This window comes from Paenibacillus sp. FSL H8-0122 (assembly GCF_038005345.1).
In the GTDB taxonomy this organism is placed as follows: domain Bacteria; phylum Bacillota; class Bacilli; order Paenibacillales; family Paenibacillaceae; genus Paenibacillus_AQ.
In genome coordinates, this window is the sequence record NZ_JBBOTB010000001.1 from 2,709,998 (window position 1) to 2,724,756 (window position 14,759).

12 protein-coding genes are annotated in these 14,759 nt (G+C 48.4%); 1 reads left to right on the plus strand and 11 read right to left on the minus strand.

The annotated features are described in order from the left end of the window. Positions 1–13: 13 nt before the first annotated feature. The 3 genes from NSS64_RS11940 to NSS64_RS11950 form a co-directional block, all read right to left on the minus strand. A complete protein-coding gene (locus NSS64_RS11940) occupies positions 14–1,489 on the minus strand; it encodes an MFS transporter (protein ID WP_341140211.1) in 1,476 nt (491 codons plus the stop codon). A 171-nt stretch (positions 1,490–1,660) separates the two neighbouring features. Beyond that, a complete protein-coding gene (locus tag NSS64_RS11945; protein WP_341140212.1) occupies positions 1,661–2,770 on the minus strand; it encodes a helix-turn-helix domain-containing protein in 1,110 nt (369 codons plus the stop codon). 75 nt (positions 2,771–2,845) lie between these two features. After that, on the minus strand, positions 2,846–4,363 hold the full coding sequence (locus NSS64_RS11950) for an NAD-dependent epimerase/dehydratase family protein (RefSeq protein ID WP_341140213.1): 1,518 nt from the start codon (positions 4,361–4,363) through the stop codon (positions 2,846–2,848). Between the two features lie 172 nt (positions 4,364–4,535). Here NSS64_RS11950 and NSS64_RS11955 point away from each other — a divergent pair, with 172 nt between their 5' ends. Further along, the gene (locus NSS64_RS11955) at positions 4,536–5,096 is read left to right on the plus strand and encodes a TetR/AcrR family transcriptional regulator (protein WP_341140214.1); all 561 of its coding nucleotides are present in this window, start codon (positions 4,536–4,538) and stop codon (positions 5,094–5,096) included. 17 nt (positions 5,097–5,113) lie between these two features. Here NSS64_RS11955 and NSS64_RS11960 read toward each other — a convergent pair whose 3' ends face one another. From NSS64_RS11960 to NSS64_RS11995, 8 genes are all read right to left on the minus strand, one after another. Further along, entirely contained in the window at positions 5,114–7,282 is a 2,169-nt protein-coding gene (locus NSS64_RS11960) for an MMPL family transporter (protein WP_445667791.1), read from the minus strand. Positions 7,283–7,468: 186 nt separating this feature from the next. Continuing rightward, positions 7,469–8,122: a response regulator transcription factor gene (locus tag NSS64_RS11965; RefSeq protein ID WP_341140216.1), complete on the minus strand. Its 654-nt coding sequence runs from the start codon at positions 8,120–8,122 to the stop codon at positions 7,469–7,471. A gap of 11 nt (positions 8,123–8,133) precedes the next feature. After that, positions 8,134–9,300, minus strand: a complete 1,167-nt coding sequence (locus NSS64_RS11970; RefSeq protein WP_341140217.1) for a sensor histidine kinase — start codon at positions 9,298–9,300, stop codon at positions 8,134–8,136. A gap of 204 nt (positions 9,301–9,504) precedes the next feature. Next, positions 9,505–11,442, minus strand: a complete 1,938-nt coding sequence (gene baiCD / locus NSS64_RS11975; protein WP_341140218.1) for a bile acid Fe-S flavoenzyme BaiCD — start codon at positions 11,440–11,442, stop codon at positions 9,505–9,507. A gap of 169 nt (positions 11,443–11,611) precedes the next feature. Beyond that, on the minus strand, positions 11,612–12,196 hold the full coding sequence (locus tag NSS64_RS11980) for a TetR/AcrR family transcriptional regulator (RefSeq protein WP_341140219.1): 585 nt from the start codon (positions 12,194–12,196) through the stop codon (positions 11,612–11,614). Between the two features lie 114 nt (positions 12,197–12,310). Continuing rightward, positions 12,311–12,766 carry a GNAT family N-acetyltransferase gene (locus NSS64_RS11985; protein ID WP_341140220.1) on the minus strand — a complete coding sequence of 152 codons (456 nt, stop codon included), beginning with the start codon at positions 12,764–12,766 and terminating at the stop codon, positions 12,311–12,313. A gap of 148 nt (positions 12,767–12,914) precedes the next feature. Next, on the minus strand, positions 12,915–14,063 hold the full coding sequence (gene dgoD, locus NSS64_RS11990) for a galactonate dehydratase (protein WP_341140221.1): 1,149 nt from the start codon (positions 14,061–14,063) through the stop codon (positions 12,915–12,917). Next, entirely contained in the window at positions 14,060–14,731 is a 672-nt protein-coding gene (locus NSS64_RS11995) for a bifunctional 4-hydroxy-2-oxoglutarate aldolase/2-dehydro-3-deoxy-phosphogluconate aldolase (protein WP_341140222.1), read from the minus strand. The genes dgoD and NSS64_RS11995 overlap by 4 nt, the downstream gene beginning before the upstream one ends. Between the last annotated feature and the right edge of the window lie 28 nt (positions 14,732–14,759).

Consider the following 14,759-nt stretch of genomic DNA (forward strand, 5'->3'; position numbering starts at 1 on the left):
TCCTGCTTTCTTTTTAATGTAATGGTTGTGATGAATGGCGTTCACGTATATCCTGCTGCTTATGACTCAGGTTCTTCTCCACACTCAGGAATGCCAGCAGCCCAATCAGAATCAGACTTGTTATCGTCTCCAGACCTACGAAGGAGAAGGTGATTACCTGCTGAACAGCACTGTTTTGAGTGGAGATCAGATCTCCTGCAGCATTGTAATAAGGTGCGGCGTAGCCGGCCTTCGACAGCAGCCCGTTAAATATTCCGGTGCAGAGGCCCACCATTGTAACGGAAATCGTCGTGTAAATCGACATCGCAGTCCCGTCGCAGCGGAAGCCGTTCTTCCACTCCATATGGTCGAGTGTGTCAGCGAACAGCGCCATGAAGATATATGCACTGGGCAACAGCCCCATGTTCTTGATGAACTGGCCGGTCAGTACCACGGGCATACTGGCCGGGAATAGCCAACATAGTCCGCTGCCGATAGCGACCAGCATGAAGCCGATTACGGTGATGTTGCGCTTGCCGAATTTTTTAGCAAGCGGCCAGACAATCACAATGCCAATCCCCAGCGGAATGCCGCCGATCAGGGAAATCAGAGTCTGGGTTATACCGTCGTTATAGCTCCCAAGCACATAATTGCAATAATAGATTAGACTCAGGTTTTTTAGACAGACTGCAAAGGTATAAATTAGGAAGTACAGCAGAATAACCAGCATGTAGCGGTCAGTTACAACCGCTTTCAATTGGGTGCGGAACGGGAGCTTAACCTCGCCTTCCTGCTCTTCCCTTTCTGCGCTCTCGGCGGTGACTCTTTCCCTGGTGAAGAAATACTCCAGTAAGGTTAGCGGCAGCACCAGGATCGAAACGATGCACATCACGAGGATCCAGCGGCTCTTGTCCACCCCGATAACAGGCAGGATGAGCATCGGGAAGATCAGGGCCACAATGATTCCGCTCATCATAATCACCGAAATCTGGCTGAACACGGACAGCTTCCCCCGCTGTGCACTATCTCTTGTCGACAGCGGGACCATCAGATTGTGACCCACATTATAGGAGGTAAAGGCAATCGAGTAATACAGGTTATACGACACAATAATCCAGATTACCTGAATCTTCGTATCTGCTTGAGGCACCAGGAACAGCAGTGTCCCGGCAATCATCATCAGCGGAGCGGACAACAGGAGCCACGGCCGGGCCTTGCCCTGTTTCGTCCGGGTCCGGTCAATGACATAGCCCATAACAATGTTGGCCACTGCGTCCAGAATCTTGGACAGCATCGGAAACAAGACCAGGAAGGCGCCGCCGGCAACGGAGGTTAATCCTAGAACATCGGTATAATACACATTAAGATAAGAGGCCAGTACCGCATTTAGCAGGAGTGCTCCGGTAGGACCGATTAAATAACCGAACCAACGCTCCTTGGCTGTGGTTTCAGACTGGGTAATCCGTGAGTTCAGCCACCGCAACTGGAAAAACGCTTTCATATGATTCATTATGCTACTCCATTCTTTCTGTGATTTATCCTCAGTTTAGAGTAGCCGTATACAAATGTATTGTAGAAACATGACCTTAATTTCGTTTTGTTGAACATGCTTAAAAAAAGTCCCGCATTCAATTATGAACGCAGGACTTTGGGGGAACTTACTTTATCTAGCTGTTCCAGCTCATTCTTGATGATGCATAGCATTCCGATACTTGAGGGGAGTCAGCCCGGTTTCATTTTTGAACAAATTCTGAAAATAGCTCTGAGAAGAGAAGCAAAGATAGCTGCTGATCTCACTGAGCGGCTTGCCCGAAAAGGCCAGCAGGCGCTTGGATTCCTCGATTTTTTCATGGTTGATATAGTCGTTCAGGCTGACTCCCAGGTCGCGCTTAAAGATCCGGGAGAGATAGGAGACGCTGACACCTAGCTCGCGTGCCAGCTCCCGAACCAGAATGGCTGTGTTCATTCTTTTGCGAATCAGACGGATACAGCTCTCTGTTAATGAAGAGACGTCTGCAGGATACTTATTCTCCTCCACTCGCTTGGCACAATCCAGTACCATCTGCTGCCGGAGCAGGGACAACAGGTCTAACCGCGTCAGGCTTTCTGCCTGCTGAATATACAGATCACTGAGATGGTAGGCCATCTCCACATCCAGTCCGCCCTCGATGGCCGCCCGGGTTACAAGTGTGGCTGTGGAAATGAAAATATTCTTCTCCTGGCGCAGCGCGTCCTTCGACATAGTTCCTGCCCTAGCACGTACAGCATTCTCGAATAGCTCATTCAGCTTATCTGTAGAACCGCCTCGGACATAATACATGATCTGGCGCTCCAGGTTGTAGGTGTCATGGACTGGGGGCTCCCCGTCAGCCTCGTACAGCACCTCTGACAAATTAGATTGAATTCCCGGTTCGAAGCGCTGGAACTTGTTGCCGGAGAGCAGGAGCGATTCGACAGTGAGGCATTTCTGGTTCATTGCGAAATGAAAGAAGCAGAGCGCACTCAAAAAATTCTCGAAGGTAATTAACGGGATACATCCGGGGCCAATGACGAACATCCCCCCTCCATCTTCTTCCGATACTACACCATAGAACATAATCTCGTCCGTCACACGGTAATATACTGCTTGCTGATCTGGCAGGAGCTGCTGCTGCATCTGAACGCCAGGATCAATGAATGAAGGAACATCAGGCAACATCCGTATAAGCGAATTATCCAGGTAGTAGCGAATCGGCAGACCTGTAAGATTATAGAAGGAATCCATTAGAAAATTCACATTCTTCGAGAGCATGCCATCACCTCGTCCATTGTCACAGTTCCAGACTTTTAAGACTGTGCATTGTGTTCCTCCCTGCAGTTTTCCTCCTTAAGGTAATTCAGAAACAATTTTTGCATATTCCCGGCCATCATCCTTGCCTTGAATAGGGTTCCACACTTGGGCGAAAAACGGCTCGCGTTTGGCACGTTCTTTGTAATTCCAGGTTTCGCGCTCACATTGCGGGCAGAAATGTCCTCCCTCCAGAACCAGTTTGGGGCTGGCATTAAAGGTATGGCCGAATGCACATTTGAAATCAATCTTATCCGTCCAATTCCCCGTCTCCATCTCTGTAGACAGGCATTCGCCACCGCGAAAGGTTGCAGCCCCTTTCATATCCTCAATATTTAACTCTGAGGCAGGCTTATTCTCATCGTAACCATGGTCAAGCTTGATCACTTTATTCCAAGCGGAGAATTTCTTCATCCCGGACAGCTTCTCCGGAATCGTCTCCCAGTTTGCCTTACTTCCCCAATATGCATCGATTTTCTCAAGGTCATTATCCTCTATAAAACGTAGCGTGCCCCGTTCTTTCACAGCCTGCTTTTTCAGTGTACGTTTAATCATAGCCCCCATGAATTTTTGCCCTCCCGGGAGCTTCGTGATGACCTTCGCTGCGGGGACGAGTGCGCCAAGATTATCGAGGTAGCTCTGATAGAAGTATTCCATCGTATCCCGGCGGAAATGGAAATAATCCTCCAGCTTGTCGGAATCCAGATAGTATTGTCCATGGAAATTCCGGGTGGCATACCATTTCGGATCGATGACATGATCCAGATTGGTAATGCCAAGCTTGCCGTACAGCACCCGGTACATCTCAAGCGTGCTCACCCGGCAGCTTTCGCCTCCGCCAATGTTGTAAATATGCTGCCAGAATGCCTGATCAAGCTCTCCGTCAATATCCTGGATGCACAGGTTGCGCATTAATCGTCCTGAATCCCGGTCCGACACATACTCCAGCACATTCTCCAGACAGTTATGGAACATAATCGGGTCCTGAATCTTGCTCATCGCAGGGCCCATTATTCCGGTCTGGCGGAGACTCACCCAATAGCTGAGTCCGGATTCAATCACCATACGCTCGGCAGCGATTTTGGATACAGCATAGTAATCATACACACTTGGCTTGAGAGGATCTCCTACTCGCCCCCAATGGATAGGCGGCATACGGTCACCTGTCTCAGCGATTGTACCGATATTTACAAAGCGCGTTATCCCTGCATGGCCGCATTTCTTAATGGCGTCAACAATGTTTTTGGCTGAACCATAGTTAACCTGCATCGCCCGTTCGGGAAACTCATCAGCTGCAGGGGAAACAAAAGCAGCGATATGAAGAATAATGTCGGCATCCTTCACACATTCTTCCACCAGGCTGCGATCCAACAAATTACCGTAGACTACTTCCACACCGTTCAGCCCTTCATACCGCTGGAGCTTCTCACGGCTGTTCGGACTGTCTAAATCAAAGAGCAGCAGTTCGCATTTCGCCAGATCGTTTATCAGCAGCTTTAATGTCTCTCCACCCATATTGCCTGCTGCACCTGTAATCATGATCCGTTTTTTCTTCATTATTGTTCACCTGCATCATTAGTTTATTGACAAGTCATTCGTCTACCTTCATACTACGGACACAGTGTCTATTTAACAACCATCAGTTGCTTTATGCTTTGATGTAATTTAGACATTTGAGATCACAGTGTCTATTTTTATAGAAATTTTATGGCTTGGAGATGATTTGACCATGAATCAACGTGAGCGCTTAACGAAGCTATTGTTGAAGCAGAGCTTGATCCGCTTGCTCAAAGAGAAGAATATAAGCCAAATCAGCGTTAAGGAATTGTGCTCCGCAGCAGGCATCAACCGCTCCACGTTCTACTTACATTATGCCAACGCTTACGACCTGCTTGAGAATGTTGAACAGGAGATTATTAATAATACGAGTGCCTATCTGGATAAAATTGAAGCGGGAAACAGCGGTACTACTTATATCCTGGCATTTCTGGAGTACATTAAAAAAGATGAGGAGCTATTCACTGTCATGCTCCTCACCTCCAATGAAAACGTGTTATTTCCCAAACGCCTTCTTAGTGAAATACTCAAGAATATTGATAGCCAGCTTCAACTCAACGTACCTGAACGATTGAAACGGTATACTTATTCTTACCTGGTCAATGGAAGCCTGTCGATCATCCAAGAATGGATACAAGAAGGGTTTATCCTCTCCAGTAATGAACTGGCGGAGCTCATCTTCACTTTGGCCGACCATTCCTTAGTGGCGATTACACAGCTAGAAGAGAAGTAAGTAGTTTATTAAATGTTCTAAGCAGCACTACGCTTCAGCTCTTTCATTACCGATTCCCCTTCAATGTCAAGATTAGGCAAAATACGGTCCAGCCATTTCGGCAGATACCATGCAGATTTACCCATTAGGGTCATTACAGCCGGAACGATGAGCAGCCTTACTACAAAAGCATCGAAGAGAATACCAAAGGCAAGTGCGAAGCCCATCGACTTGATAATCGGATCTTCTGCCAGCATGAAGCCGGTAAATACGGAGATCATAATCAGACCCGCTGCCGATACTACACCGCCACTGTGGCCCATTCCCGCCAGCACGGCTTGCTTGGCATCCCCTGTATGTGTGAATTCTTCACGCATCCGGCTAACGAGGAAGACCTCATAATCCATCGCAAGGCCGAACAGGATGCCTACAACGATGATGGGGAGAAAGTTAAGAACCGGACCTGTACCGTAGAAGCCGAAGATGCTGCCCAGATGTCCATCCTGAATGACGAAGACGACAAATCCAAATGTTGCTGCAAGGGAGAGAATAAAACCCAGTACCGCCTTCACCGGCACCAGCAGCGAACGGAATACGACCATCAGCAGGAGAAACGCCAGTCCGATGATGATGAGGCAGAATTTAGGCAGCGCATCACTCAGGTTCTGCGAAATCTCAAGATTAACGGCTGTGCTGCCTGTAACCATAAATTCCACATGGTTCTTCTCTAGAATGTCAGGAGCCTGATTTCGGATGGCTTCGACAAGCTTAGTCGTTTCTGTATCATGCGGCCCTGTCGCCGGGATAATATTGATCAGTGCAGCTTTTCCAGACGGTCCGGGAATAGCCGGTGATACCGTACCTATATTGGGAATAGTCTCCAGTTCCTTTAACCCGCTTGATACATTGGTCATGAAGTCTCCTTCCCCTTCGGCAACGGCCAGAACAATAAGCGGACTGTGAAAGCCTTCGCCGTACCCTTCCGAGAGCAGGTCATACGCCCGGCGCTCCGTTTTTTTCGTTGATTTCACCCCGTCGTCGGAACTCCCTAACTGCAGATGTGAGAAAGGTAAGGCAATTACACCCAGCAAGATCATTCCCAGAATAACTATCGTCCAAGGCTTATTTGTTACAAAATGCCCCAGACGGTTCTTTTTTGTGTTCATCCGTTTACGGGGCTTCAGCCACTTGTTTCCGCTTGAAGCAGTGACCTTGCTCCCCACAGCGCTGAGCACGGCAGGAACCAGGATGATCGAGGTGAGCATGGCTAAGAGTACACAGAATGCACCTGCCAGCCCCATAGCTGTCAGAAACGGAATGTTCACGACAGCCAGACCGGCCAGTCCGATGATGACCGTAATGGCTGCGAAGACTACGGAGCTGCCTGCTGTAGCATTGGCGATTGCTATAGATTCCCTGCTGCTATAGCCCGCGGCCAATTGTTGACGGAACCTGGAGACAATGAAGAGCGCATAGTCTATACCCACCGCCAGCCCAAGCATAGCGGCGAGCGCCATGGAGGTTGAGGGAATATCCAGCATATTGGAGCCAATCATTACACCGAGTAAGCCAATCCCAAGGCCTACCACTGCTGTTGCAATGGGCAATACTCCAAGCAGGAAGGAACTGAAGGTGATAGACAGAACCAAGAAAGCGATCAGTACACCAATGACTTCGGACGGACCCATGATTTTCATCTGGACGTAAGCAGGACCCGTCAGCTCAGCTTGCCAATTGGAGAAGCGCATCCCTTCCGCTACAGCTGTGATATGTTCTCTGGAAGCTTCTGTGACTTCACCGGCAGGTATTTTGTAGGTGATGTCCATGTAGGCTATCGTCTTGTCGGCATTCAGCGACCGGTTATCATAAGGACCCGCTACGGACTTCACTTGCGGATCTTCCATAATCTCTTTTTGTGTTTTCTGAATGGCGGCCTGAGAGGCTTCTGACGACAAGGTTTGACCTTGTGGTGCTTTCATGACGAGCCGGGTTTGTCCTCCATTTTCCTGTGGTCCGGCAAATTCTTTATTTAACAGATCAATCGCTGATTGGGATTTCAGCCCTGGAATAGAGGTGTTGTCATTGAACGCTGGCCCCAAGCTCAGCGCAAGTATTGCAAATGCCACTAAAACTGCAAATCCCCCCAACATCACTGATTTCGCATTGCTTGCTGACCAATGACCTAAACGGTATAGATATTTTGCCATTTCGTGTCCTCCCGACATCCTATTGTTGTTTATTCTCTATGCATTTAGTGTATAGGAGAACGGTAAAAGACGAATCGTACCAAGGGGAAGGCGTGGACATGTACTTTTGGGAAGGAACGGACAGCTAAAGAAAAAGACATTATCCCGGCATAGCCCAAAAGGGAATGTCTGGATAATGCCTGCTTGCTAGATATGAAGAATGCCCTGTTCTATGGCAGTAACTACGGCCTGGGCGCGTGATTCTACTCCAAGCTTACTGTAGATATTGGTCAAATGCGACTTGATTGTCCGCTCCGTAACACCCATATCAAAGGCAATTTCTTTACTTTTAAACCCCCGGGCCACAAGCTGCAAAATGAGTAGTTCCTTATCTGTAAGATTAACAGGCTCTGTATCCTTTGCCCCGGCAACTTTTGACCGTTCCTTGGCTGCTAACACTTTAGTTACGATATCAGCCTGTAATAGGGTACTCCCCCGGATTGCCGATTCAATGGTCCGGAATAATTCATCCCGGTTTGTATCTTTCAGTAAATAGCCTTTTGCTCCAAGGGCCAGCGCATTGATCATTAATTCATCCTCATTATAGGTTGTTAAGATGATTACAGGAATATTATATTGCTTAGCATTTATAGCCTTCAGGGTATCAAGTCCGCTCATCACAGGCATATTTAAATCCAACAAAATCACGTCGGGCACAAGTGTTTCCACTAAGTGAAGAGCAATCTGACCATTCTCCGCTTCACCGGCAATGCTAAAGCGCGGATCGGTCTCCAAAATCATTTTCAATCCTTCCCGTACCACTAAGTGATCATCTACGATAAGTATTTGGTATGGCTGCATATCCCGTCTCCTTAGATCAATGGAACTTCTATTTGGATGCTGGTACCGCTGGACAGACTCACAATATTGATTTCACCTTCGATTAAACGTGCACGCTCATATAAACCCAGTATGCCGTAATGTCCGGTGGTTTTCCCGATAAGTTTGGTATCAAAGCCCGCACCATTGTCCTTAATAACAAGCTGAATCCGGTTATTCTGCTCCAGAACTCTTATCCATACCTTATTAGCTTTAGCATGCTTTGCTACATTCATTAAGCTTTCACTAATGATTTGCAGACTATGTTCCTTGATTGTTCCCGGCAGTAGCGAGCTAATGTTAATCTGGTGAATAACATCAATTCCCGTTGCTTGATTAAATCTTCGTATTTCATCTGTAATTGCTTCTGTGAAATCGATCCCGGAAGCGGATTTCACCCGAAGATTATCAATTGCAAGACGAGCCTCCGCTAGTGTCCGCCGTGCCTGACGCATGGAGATCTCAACAAATTCTTGCGCCCTTTGGACCTTCCCTTGTGAAATATACGCATCGACTGCTTCAAGCTGCATGATTAGACCCGCCACTCCCTGAGCCAAGGTGTCATGCAGATCACGTGCCATACGTTGCCGTTCATTAGCAAGAGTTAGCTCCTCGACCTTTTGGTGTGCCTTTTCTAAATCCTCCAGAAAGACTTGGGTCCGAACCCGGGCATGTACCTGCCGAAAAAACAAAGAGGCGTATGCACCCACAATAATCAGCATTAAGAGGAATAAAAGAACGAGTAGTACCGGATCATATTCGTTTCTTAAATAGAATAGCGCATAGAAGAACATCAAAATAGAGTATAGGCAAACCAGCACTATTTTCCGCTTCTGATAATACAACCCAATGCTTTGTCCGATGAGTACAGGAAACAAGCCAATGAGTACAGCAGGTGAGCTAATGGGCATCAGTAAAGCACAAGTGAAGATGAATATTCCTTGTACGATGAAATAAGCCCAAGTTTGGCTGAGGGAGATCCGGTACAGGCTCCAATGAAGAACGCCATGGAGAATATAAATTATGGTGAAAATTATAGTATTCAAAAAGACCAGGTCACTGGTACTTTGCAGAATCATGGAAGCGACGTAGACTAAAGAAACCCAGATAAGAATAGGTACCCGCGCAACCATCAATTCATCTACTCTGGACGTTCTCATTTCATCCCCCCATCCACATTTACTTGATTGTACTATAGATCAATAATTATAGAATCGTACGAAAGGGAAAGGGATATACTCGGCAGCCCTTTCATACTGATGAATTCTAGTACACGTTAAAATAAAAGAGCATTGTAGTAATCCTACAACGCCCTCTTAATTCTAATGTAAAGCCCCTGGACTTTCGGTTCATTTGCTGTTCTGTCAGATCATTCTCGCCACTTCATGCGCTTCGCTGACGGCGTTTAAGGCTCTGCGGGCACGTAAAGCATCACCAATCACATGAACAGGGATATCATGCTCATTGCAAAAATGCTGGAGCCCCTCATAGTTCCGTGACTTCGCTCCAATGGCAACAACAACGGAGTCACACGGGTACGCAGAAACTTCACCATTGCTTTCGATGACGACTCCGTACTCATTAATTTCAAGGCATTTGGTATTGGTCATAAGCTGGACCCCTGATTCATGCAGGCTTTCCATGACACAGATTGAGCGTAGTTCACCTAGGTCTTTAGCTACTTTATCCAGCATTTCGACTACAGTGATCTTAGAAGCCTTACCATGCAGGTATTCGGCAACCTCAAGACCAACGAGTCCCCCGCCGACAATAACGACTTCTCCGGTAACCATGGCTTCTCCAGACAGTACATCATGCGAATTCGTAACCTTGGTCAACTGGCTTCCGGGAATTCTCAGCTCCATGGGAGCTGCGCCTATGGCCACAATCACTTCGTCCGGCTTGAGTTCCTTCAGGAGCGACGCCGTAACCGGGCTATCCAGTCTGACCTCAATCCCCTCTCTGATTACCTGTTCTCCCCGGGATATAGCGGCTGCTTTCATCTCTTCTTTTCTTGGCGCTTCCCCAGCCAGGGCAAACTGGCCGCCCAGCGCTCCTGCCGCCTCGCATACAATCGGCTGATGTCCTCTGCGTTTCAGGACCATCGCTGCTTCCAAACCGGCGATCCCGCCACCGGCAACCACGACCTTCTTGGGATGATCTGTCCTCATCAGCTTGTATTCCGCTTCTCTGCCCAAAGCCGGGTTTCTTAAGCATGTGATGAACGGCACTTCACTTGAGACAAATCCGTCATAACAGCCCTGATTGCAAGCGACACATTGTACGATATCGTTGCTGTTGCCGGACTCTGCCTTCAGGCAGAATTCAGGGTCAGCAAGCTGGGCACGTCCGATCACCACCATATCTGCTTTGCCGTCCGCAAGGATGTCCTCTGCCTGGTCAGGGGCATTAATACGTCCTACCGCAACAGTCAGCATCCCTGTTTCCTGGCGGATTCTGGCGGCATTATCGACATTGAACCCTCTTGGCAGGTCGATAGGAGGAACCTCATATTTGATTGCCGCAGAAGAGAAGTTTCCTCTGGAGACGTCGAGCGCATCCACGCCAGCAGCTTTTGCCATTTTACAGAATGCGATAACATCCTCTATACTCAGTCCGCCCTCCAGATAATCATCATGAGCGTCAATACGCATAAACAGCGGCATATCTGCCGGAATGTTGTGACGGATAGAAGTAATACATTCAATGAGGAATCTGGCTCTTTTCTCCAGGCTACCCCCATATTCATCGGTTCTCCGGTTAAAGAAGGGGCTCAGGAAGGAATGCGGGGTATAGTTATGGCCTGCATGAAATTCAATAGCATCAAAGCCAGCTTCGACTGCCCGCCGTGCTCCTTCTCCGAAGGACTTGGCAGCCGCCTGCAAGGTCTCGATTGCGGCTCCCGGAATGGTATATTCTGTACCAGGCACAGGCACGGGACTCGGAATAATAATCATCTGCTCCGGATCACTCGCAACGGCCAAGCCACCCAGCCACAGCTGAATTCCTGCCTTGCCGCCAACATTATGGATTGCGTCTGTAAGCTGCTGTAGACCCGGGATATATTTATCATCAGAGATGGCGAGGAACTTCTTAGGCGCAGCTGGCCCATATACCGAACATACCTCAGTGAAATTTAAACCGCAGCCTCCTTCTGCTCTGGCTACATGGTAATCGATAAGCTGCCGGGTAACGAAGCGTTCCTCAGTAGGCATTTTGGTTCCCATGGCCGGAAAGATAATACGGTTCTTTAACTCTAACCCTCTGATTTGAATAGGACTGAACAAAGCAGGATAAGCCATAATACATTCTCCTTCACATTCTTTTTAGAGGCCCGAAACATTGTAATAAATTTCACATAATCAATTCGACCTGATCACTGACACCTCAAATATACCTGAGAGAATGATTTGTTACAATATGTTTAAAACAAATTGTTTGAATTTTTTGCGTCACTATTCATGAGGTCTGTTAACCGGAAAATAACGAATGAATCAACAGGTTAAGGTACTCTGTACGCGCTTCTTTGTCAGTCAGGAATAAACCATCTGTTTCCGTAATCCCTTCGTATTCCGTGGGATAATTAACAGATGAAGTGAAAATTAAGTATTTGAACCTGAAGCTTGCATCGTCTCCTGATACGAGCTTCCGAAAACACCCTTTGAGCAGGCTGCCAATCTCCTCTGACAGATCGATAACGCGTCTTGAAGTTTTATCATCATCGGAACACTCTAAGGAATGTGTGTAGATGACCCGGTTACCGGGAAAACGCAGCGAATATTCCATAATCTCATTGGCGGCCAGCAGCAGCTTCTCTTTTGGACTGCAGGCTTCATCTCGTAAGATTGACAATACAGTAAGGATATTCTGGATGTAGAATTCCTTAACCAGATTGAGCATTTCCTCTTTACTTCGGAAATAATAATTGATGGCACTCACATTTACATCCGCTTCCTTGGCAATGGCACGAATCGCGATATTGCAGCTTTTATTCTTTCCCATCAGGTACAATGCACGGTCCAGTATACGTTCCTCAATATTTTTCAGCTCTCTCATAGGATCCCCTCCATTACTTCTCTCTTATGACATTATACTTACACGGGGATCTTGCAGCAATTACGGCTTGTAGTTGAAGTACAAAAGAAACCCAGAGTAGTGTGATATATTAAACTACAGTTCCTTCGTCATAAAACTACTATTCGGATCAGGGATATAATCTGCAAACGGCTCACAATAGGTGAAGCCGAAATCCTCATACAGCTTGCGGGCGGGGATGAATGAATCCATGGAGCCAGTCTCCAGGCTGATCCGTTTATATCCGCGGCTTATGGCTACTTCAATAATACGAGCAAGAATATTTCTGGCTACACCTTTGCGCAAATGCTTCTTGGCAGTCCGCATCGATTTGAGTTCTGCATGCTCTGTGTCCAATTCCTTTATCGCCCCGCAGCCCAGAAGCTCTTCATCCTCCCAGGCGCACCAGAAGGTGATTTCAGGCTGCTTCAACCCGTCCAGATTAAGGGCATGAATGCTCTCTGGCGGAGAGTCCTCTGCCATTCCTTGCAGATGTTCTGCAATTAATCCAATCACTTGTGCCCCGCTCAAATCATCTACAAGAATCTTCACTGCAACCACTCCTACGTTAATGTTAAGTATGAATTATACCTGTTAATCTTCTGTATTTCATATTACTCCCATGGCAGGTTTTCTGACAACATCTAAAATAAAAAAACCGCTATAATAGCGGCTTCAATAGGACTATATTTACTTAAGCTTACCACTCCGCAATGCTGCCGTCGCGGTGCCGCCATACCGGGTTTCTCCAGCGGTGGCCGTCCTCCGCCATCTTCCGCACATACTCCTCGTTCACGGTAATGCCAAGTCCCGGTCCGGAAGGAATCTGGACATGCCCGTCACTGTAGGCAAAGACGGACGGATCGGTGATATAATCCAGCAGGTCATTGCCTTGATTATAGTGGATGCCCAGGCTTTGTTCTTGAATGACCGCATTGTAAGAGGTTGCATCCACCTGAAGACAGGCGGCCAGAGCGATCGGTCCAAGCGGGCAATGCGGCGCGACTGCGACATCGAACGCCTCGGCCATGGCAAATATTTTCTTGCATTCCGTGATCCCTCCTGCATGGGACAAGTCGGGCTGAATAATGTCAACCACCCCATCCTTCAGCAGATTTTTGAATTCCCAGCGTGAGTACATACGTTCACCCGTGGCGATCGGAGTGCTGGTATGATGTGCGATCTCCCGCAGTACTTCGTTGTTCTCCGGCAGCACTGGCTCTTCTATGAACATCAGACGGTAGGGGTCCAGCTCTCTGGCCAGTCCCCGTGCCATCGGCTTGTGCAGCCGTCCGTGAAAATCAACAGCAATCCCGAACTCCGGTCCGCAGGCCTCCCTAATGGCGGCGACCCGCTCGACGATAGCATAGATCTTGTCATGTGTATCAATGAACTGCATTTCTTCCGAGGCATTCATCTTAATCGCCGTGAACCCGGCGGCCTTCTTCTCCAGTGCCGCCTTAACAACATCGATGGGGCGGTCTCCGCCTACCCAGGAGTACACCCGCATGGAATTACGGCAAGCGCCGCCCAGCAGCTGATACACAGGCGCATTGTAGATTTTCCCTTTAATATCCCATAAGGCCTGATCGATCCCGGCTAACGCACTCATCAGAATAGCCCCGCCACGATAGAAGCCTCCCCTGTACATGAGCTGCCATAGATCTTCAATCCGCTGGGGGTCCTGCCCAATCAAATAATCCATCAGCTCTTCCACTGCGGCCTGCACCGTATGCGCCTTGCCTTCGACCACCGGCTCCCCCCAGCCGGATATACCTTCATCGGTTTCAATCTTCAGAAACAGCCAGCGGGGAGGAACGATAAAGGTCTCGAATCCGGTTATTTTCATGGTTTTTTTGCTCCTTTGTTGTTGTTCATTCTGGCCTTGCGGACTTCCTTGGCGAATTGGCGGGCCGTCTCTGTGATTCTCCCATAGTCGCCCTGCTCCACCGCTTCCCGATCGACGAGAGCGCTTCCAAGACCAACGGCAACGGCTCCGGCGGCAATGAAGGCTCCGACATTCTGGAGTGTCACGCCTCCTGTCGGCATCATGCGGATGTGGCCAAGGGGCCCCTGCAGTTCCTTAATGTAGGAGGCACCCAGTGAACCTCCCGGGAATACCTTAAGCAGGTCTGCACCAGCGTCGTGCCCTCTGACCGCTTCGGTCGGTGTCATTACACCTGGAATCGAGATTCGCCCGTGCTGTAAGGTCAGTTCTACAATCGCCTCATTCAAATTTGGGGAGAAAATAAAATCGGCTCCCGCCGCGATCGCCTGCTCGGCCTGCGTCAGCTTCAGTACGGTACCCGCTCCAACCAGCAGACGGTCTCCATATTTCGCCTTCATGTCCGCAATCAGCTTGTATACTTCCGCAGTATCGGTCGTAATCTCCAGCGCTCCGACCCCGCCGTCTGCCAGTGCTGAGGCAATGTGATCCACCCGTTCAGGCGGTGGTCTACGAATAACAGCGACCAGTCCGGAAGTCATCAGCCGCTCAATCTGCATTGCTTTGTCCATGTCCTTCCTCCTTCTTGGAAATGCACTC

Coding starts and splice junctions, on each gene's coding strand:
- NSS64_RS11940 (WP_341140211.1), bottom strand. CDS start 1,489: ATGAATCATATGAAAGCGTTTTTCCAGTTGCGGTGGCTGAACTCACGG.
- NSS64_RS11945 (WP_341140212.1), bottom strand. CDS start 2,770: ATGCTCTCGAAGAATGTGAATTTTCTAATGGATTCCTTCTATAATCTT.
- NSS64_RS11950 (WP_341140213.1), bottom strand. CDS start 4,363: ATGAAGAAAAAACGGATCATGATTACAGGTGCAGCAGGCAATATGGGT.
- NSS64_RS11955 (WP_341140214.1), top strand. CDS start 4,536: ATGAATCAACGTGAGCGCTTAACGAAGCTATTGTTGAAGCAGAGCTTG.
- NSS64_RS11960 (WP_445667791.1), bottom strand. CDS start 7,282: ATGGCAAAATATCTATACCGTTTAGGTCATTGGTCAGCAAGCAATGCG.
- NSS64_RS11965 (WP_341140216.1), bottom strand. CDS start 8,122: ATGCAGCCATACCAAATACTTATCGTAGATGATCACTTAGTGGTACGG.
- NSS64_RS11970 (WP_341140217.1), bottom strand. CDS start 9,300: ATGAGAACGTCCAGAGTAGATGAATTGATGGTTGCGCGGGTACCTATT.
- baiCD (WP_341140218.1), bottom strand. CDS start 11,442: ATGGCTTATCCTGCTTTGTTCAGTCCTATTCAAATCAGAGGGTTAGAG.
- NSS64_RS11980 (WP_341140219.1), bottom strand. CDS start 12,196: ATGAGAGAGCTGAAAAATATTGAGGAACGTATACTGGACCGTGCATTG.
- dgoD (WP_341140221.1), bottom strand. CDS start 14,063: ATGAAAATAACCGGATTCGAGACCTTTATCGTTCCTCCCCGCTGGCTG.
- NSS64_RS11995 (WP_341140222.1), bottom strand. CDS start 14,731: ATGGACAAAGCAATGCAGATTGAGCGGCTGATGACTTCCGGACTGGTC.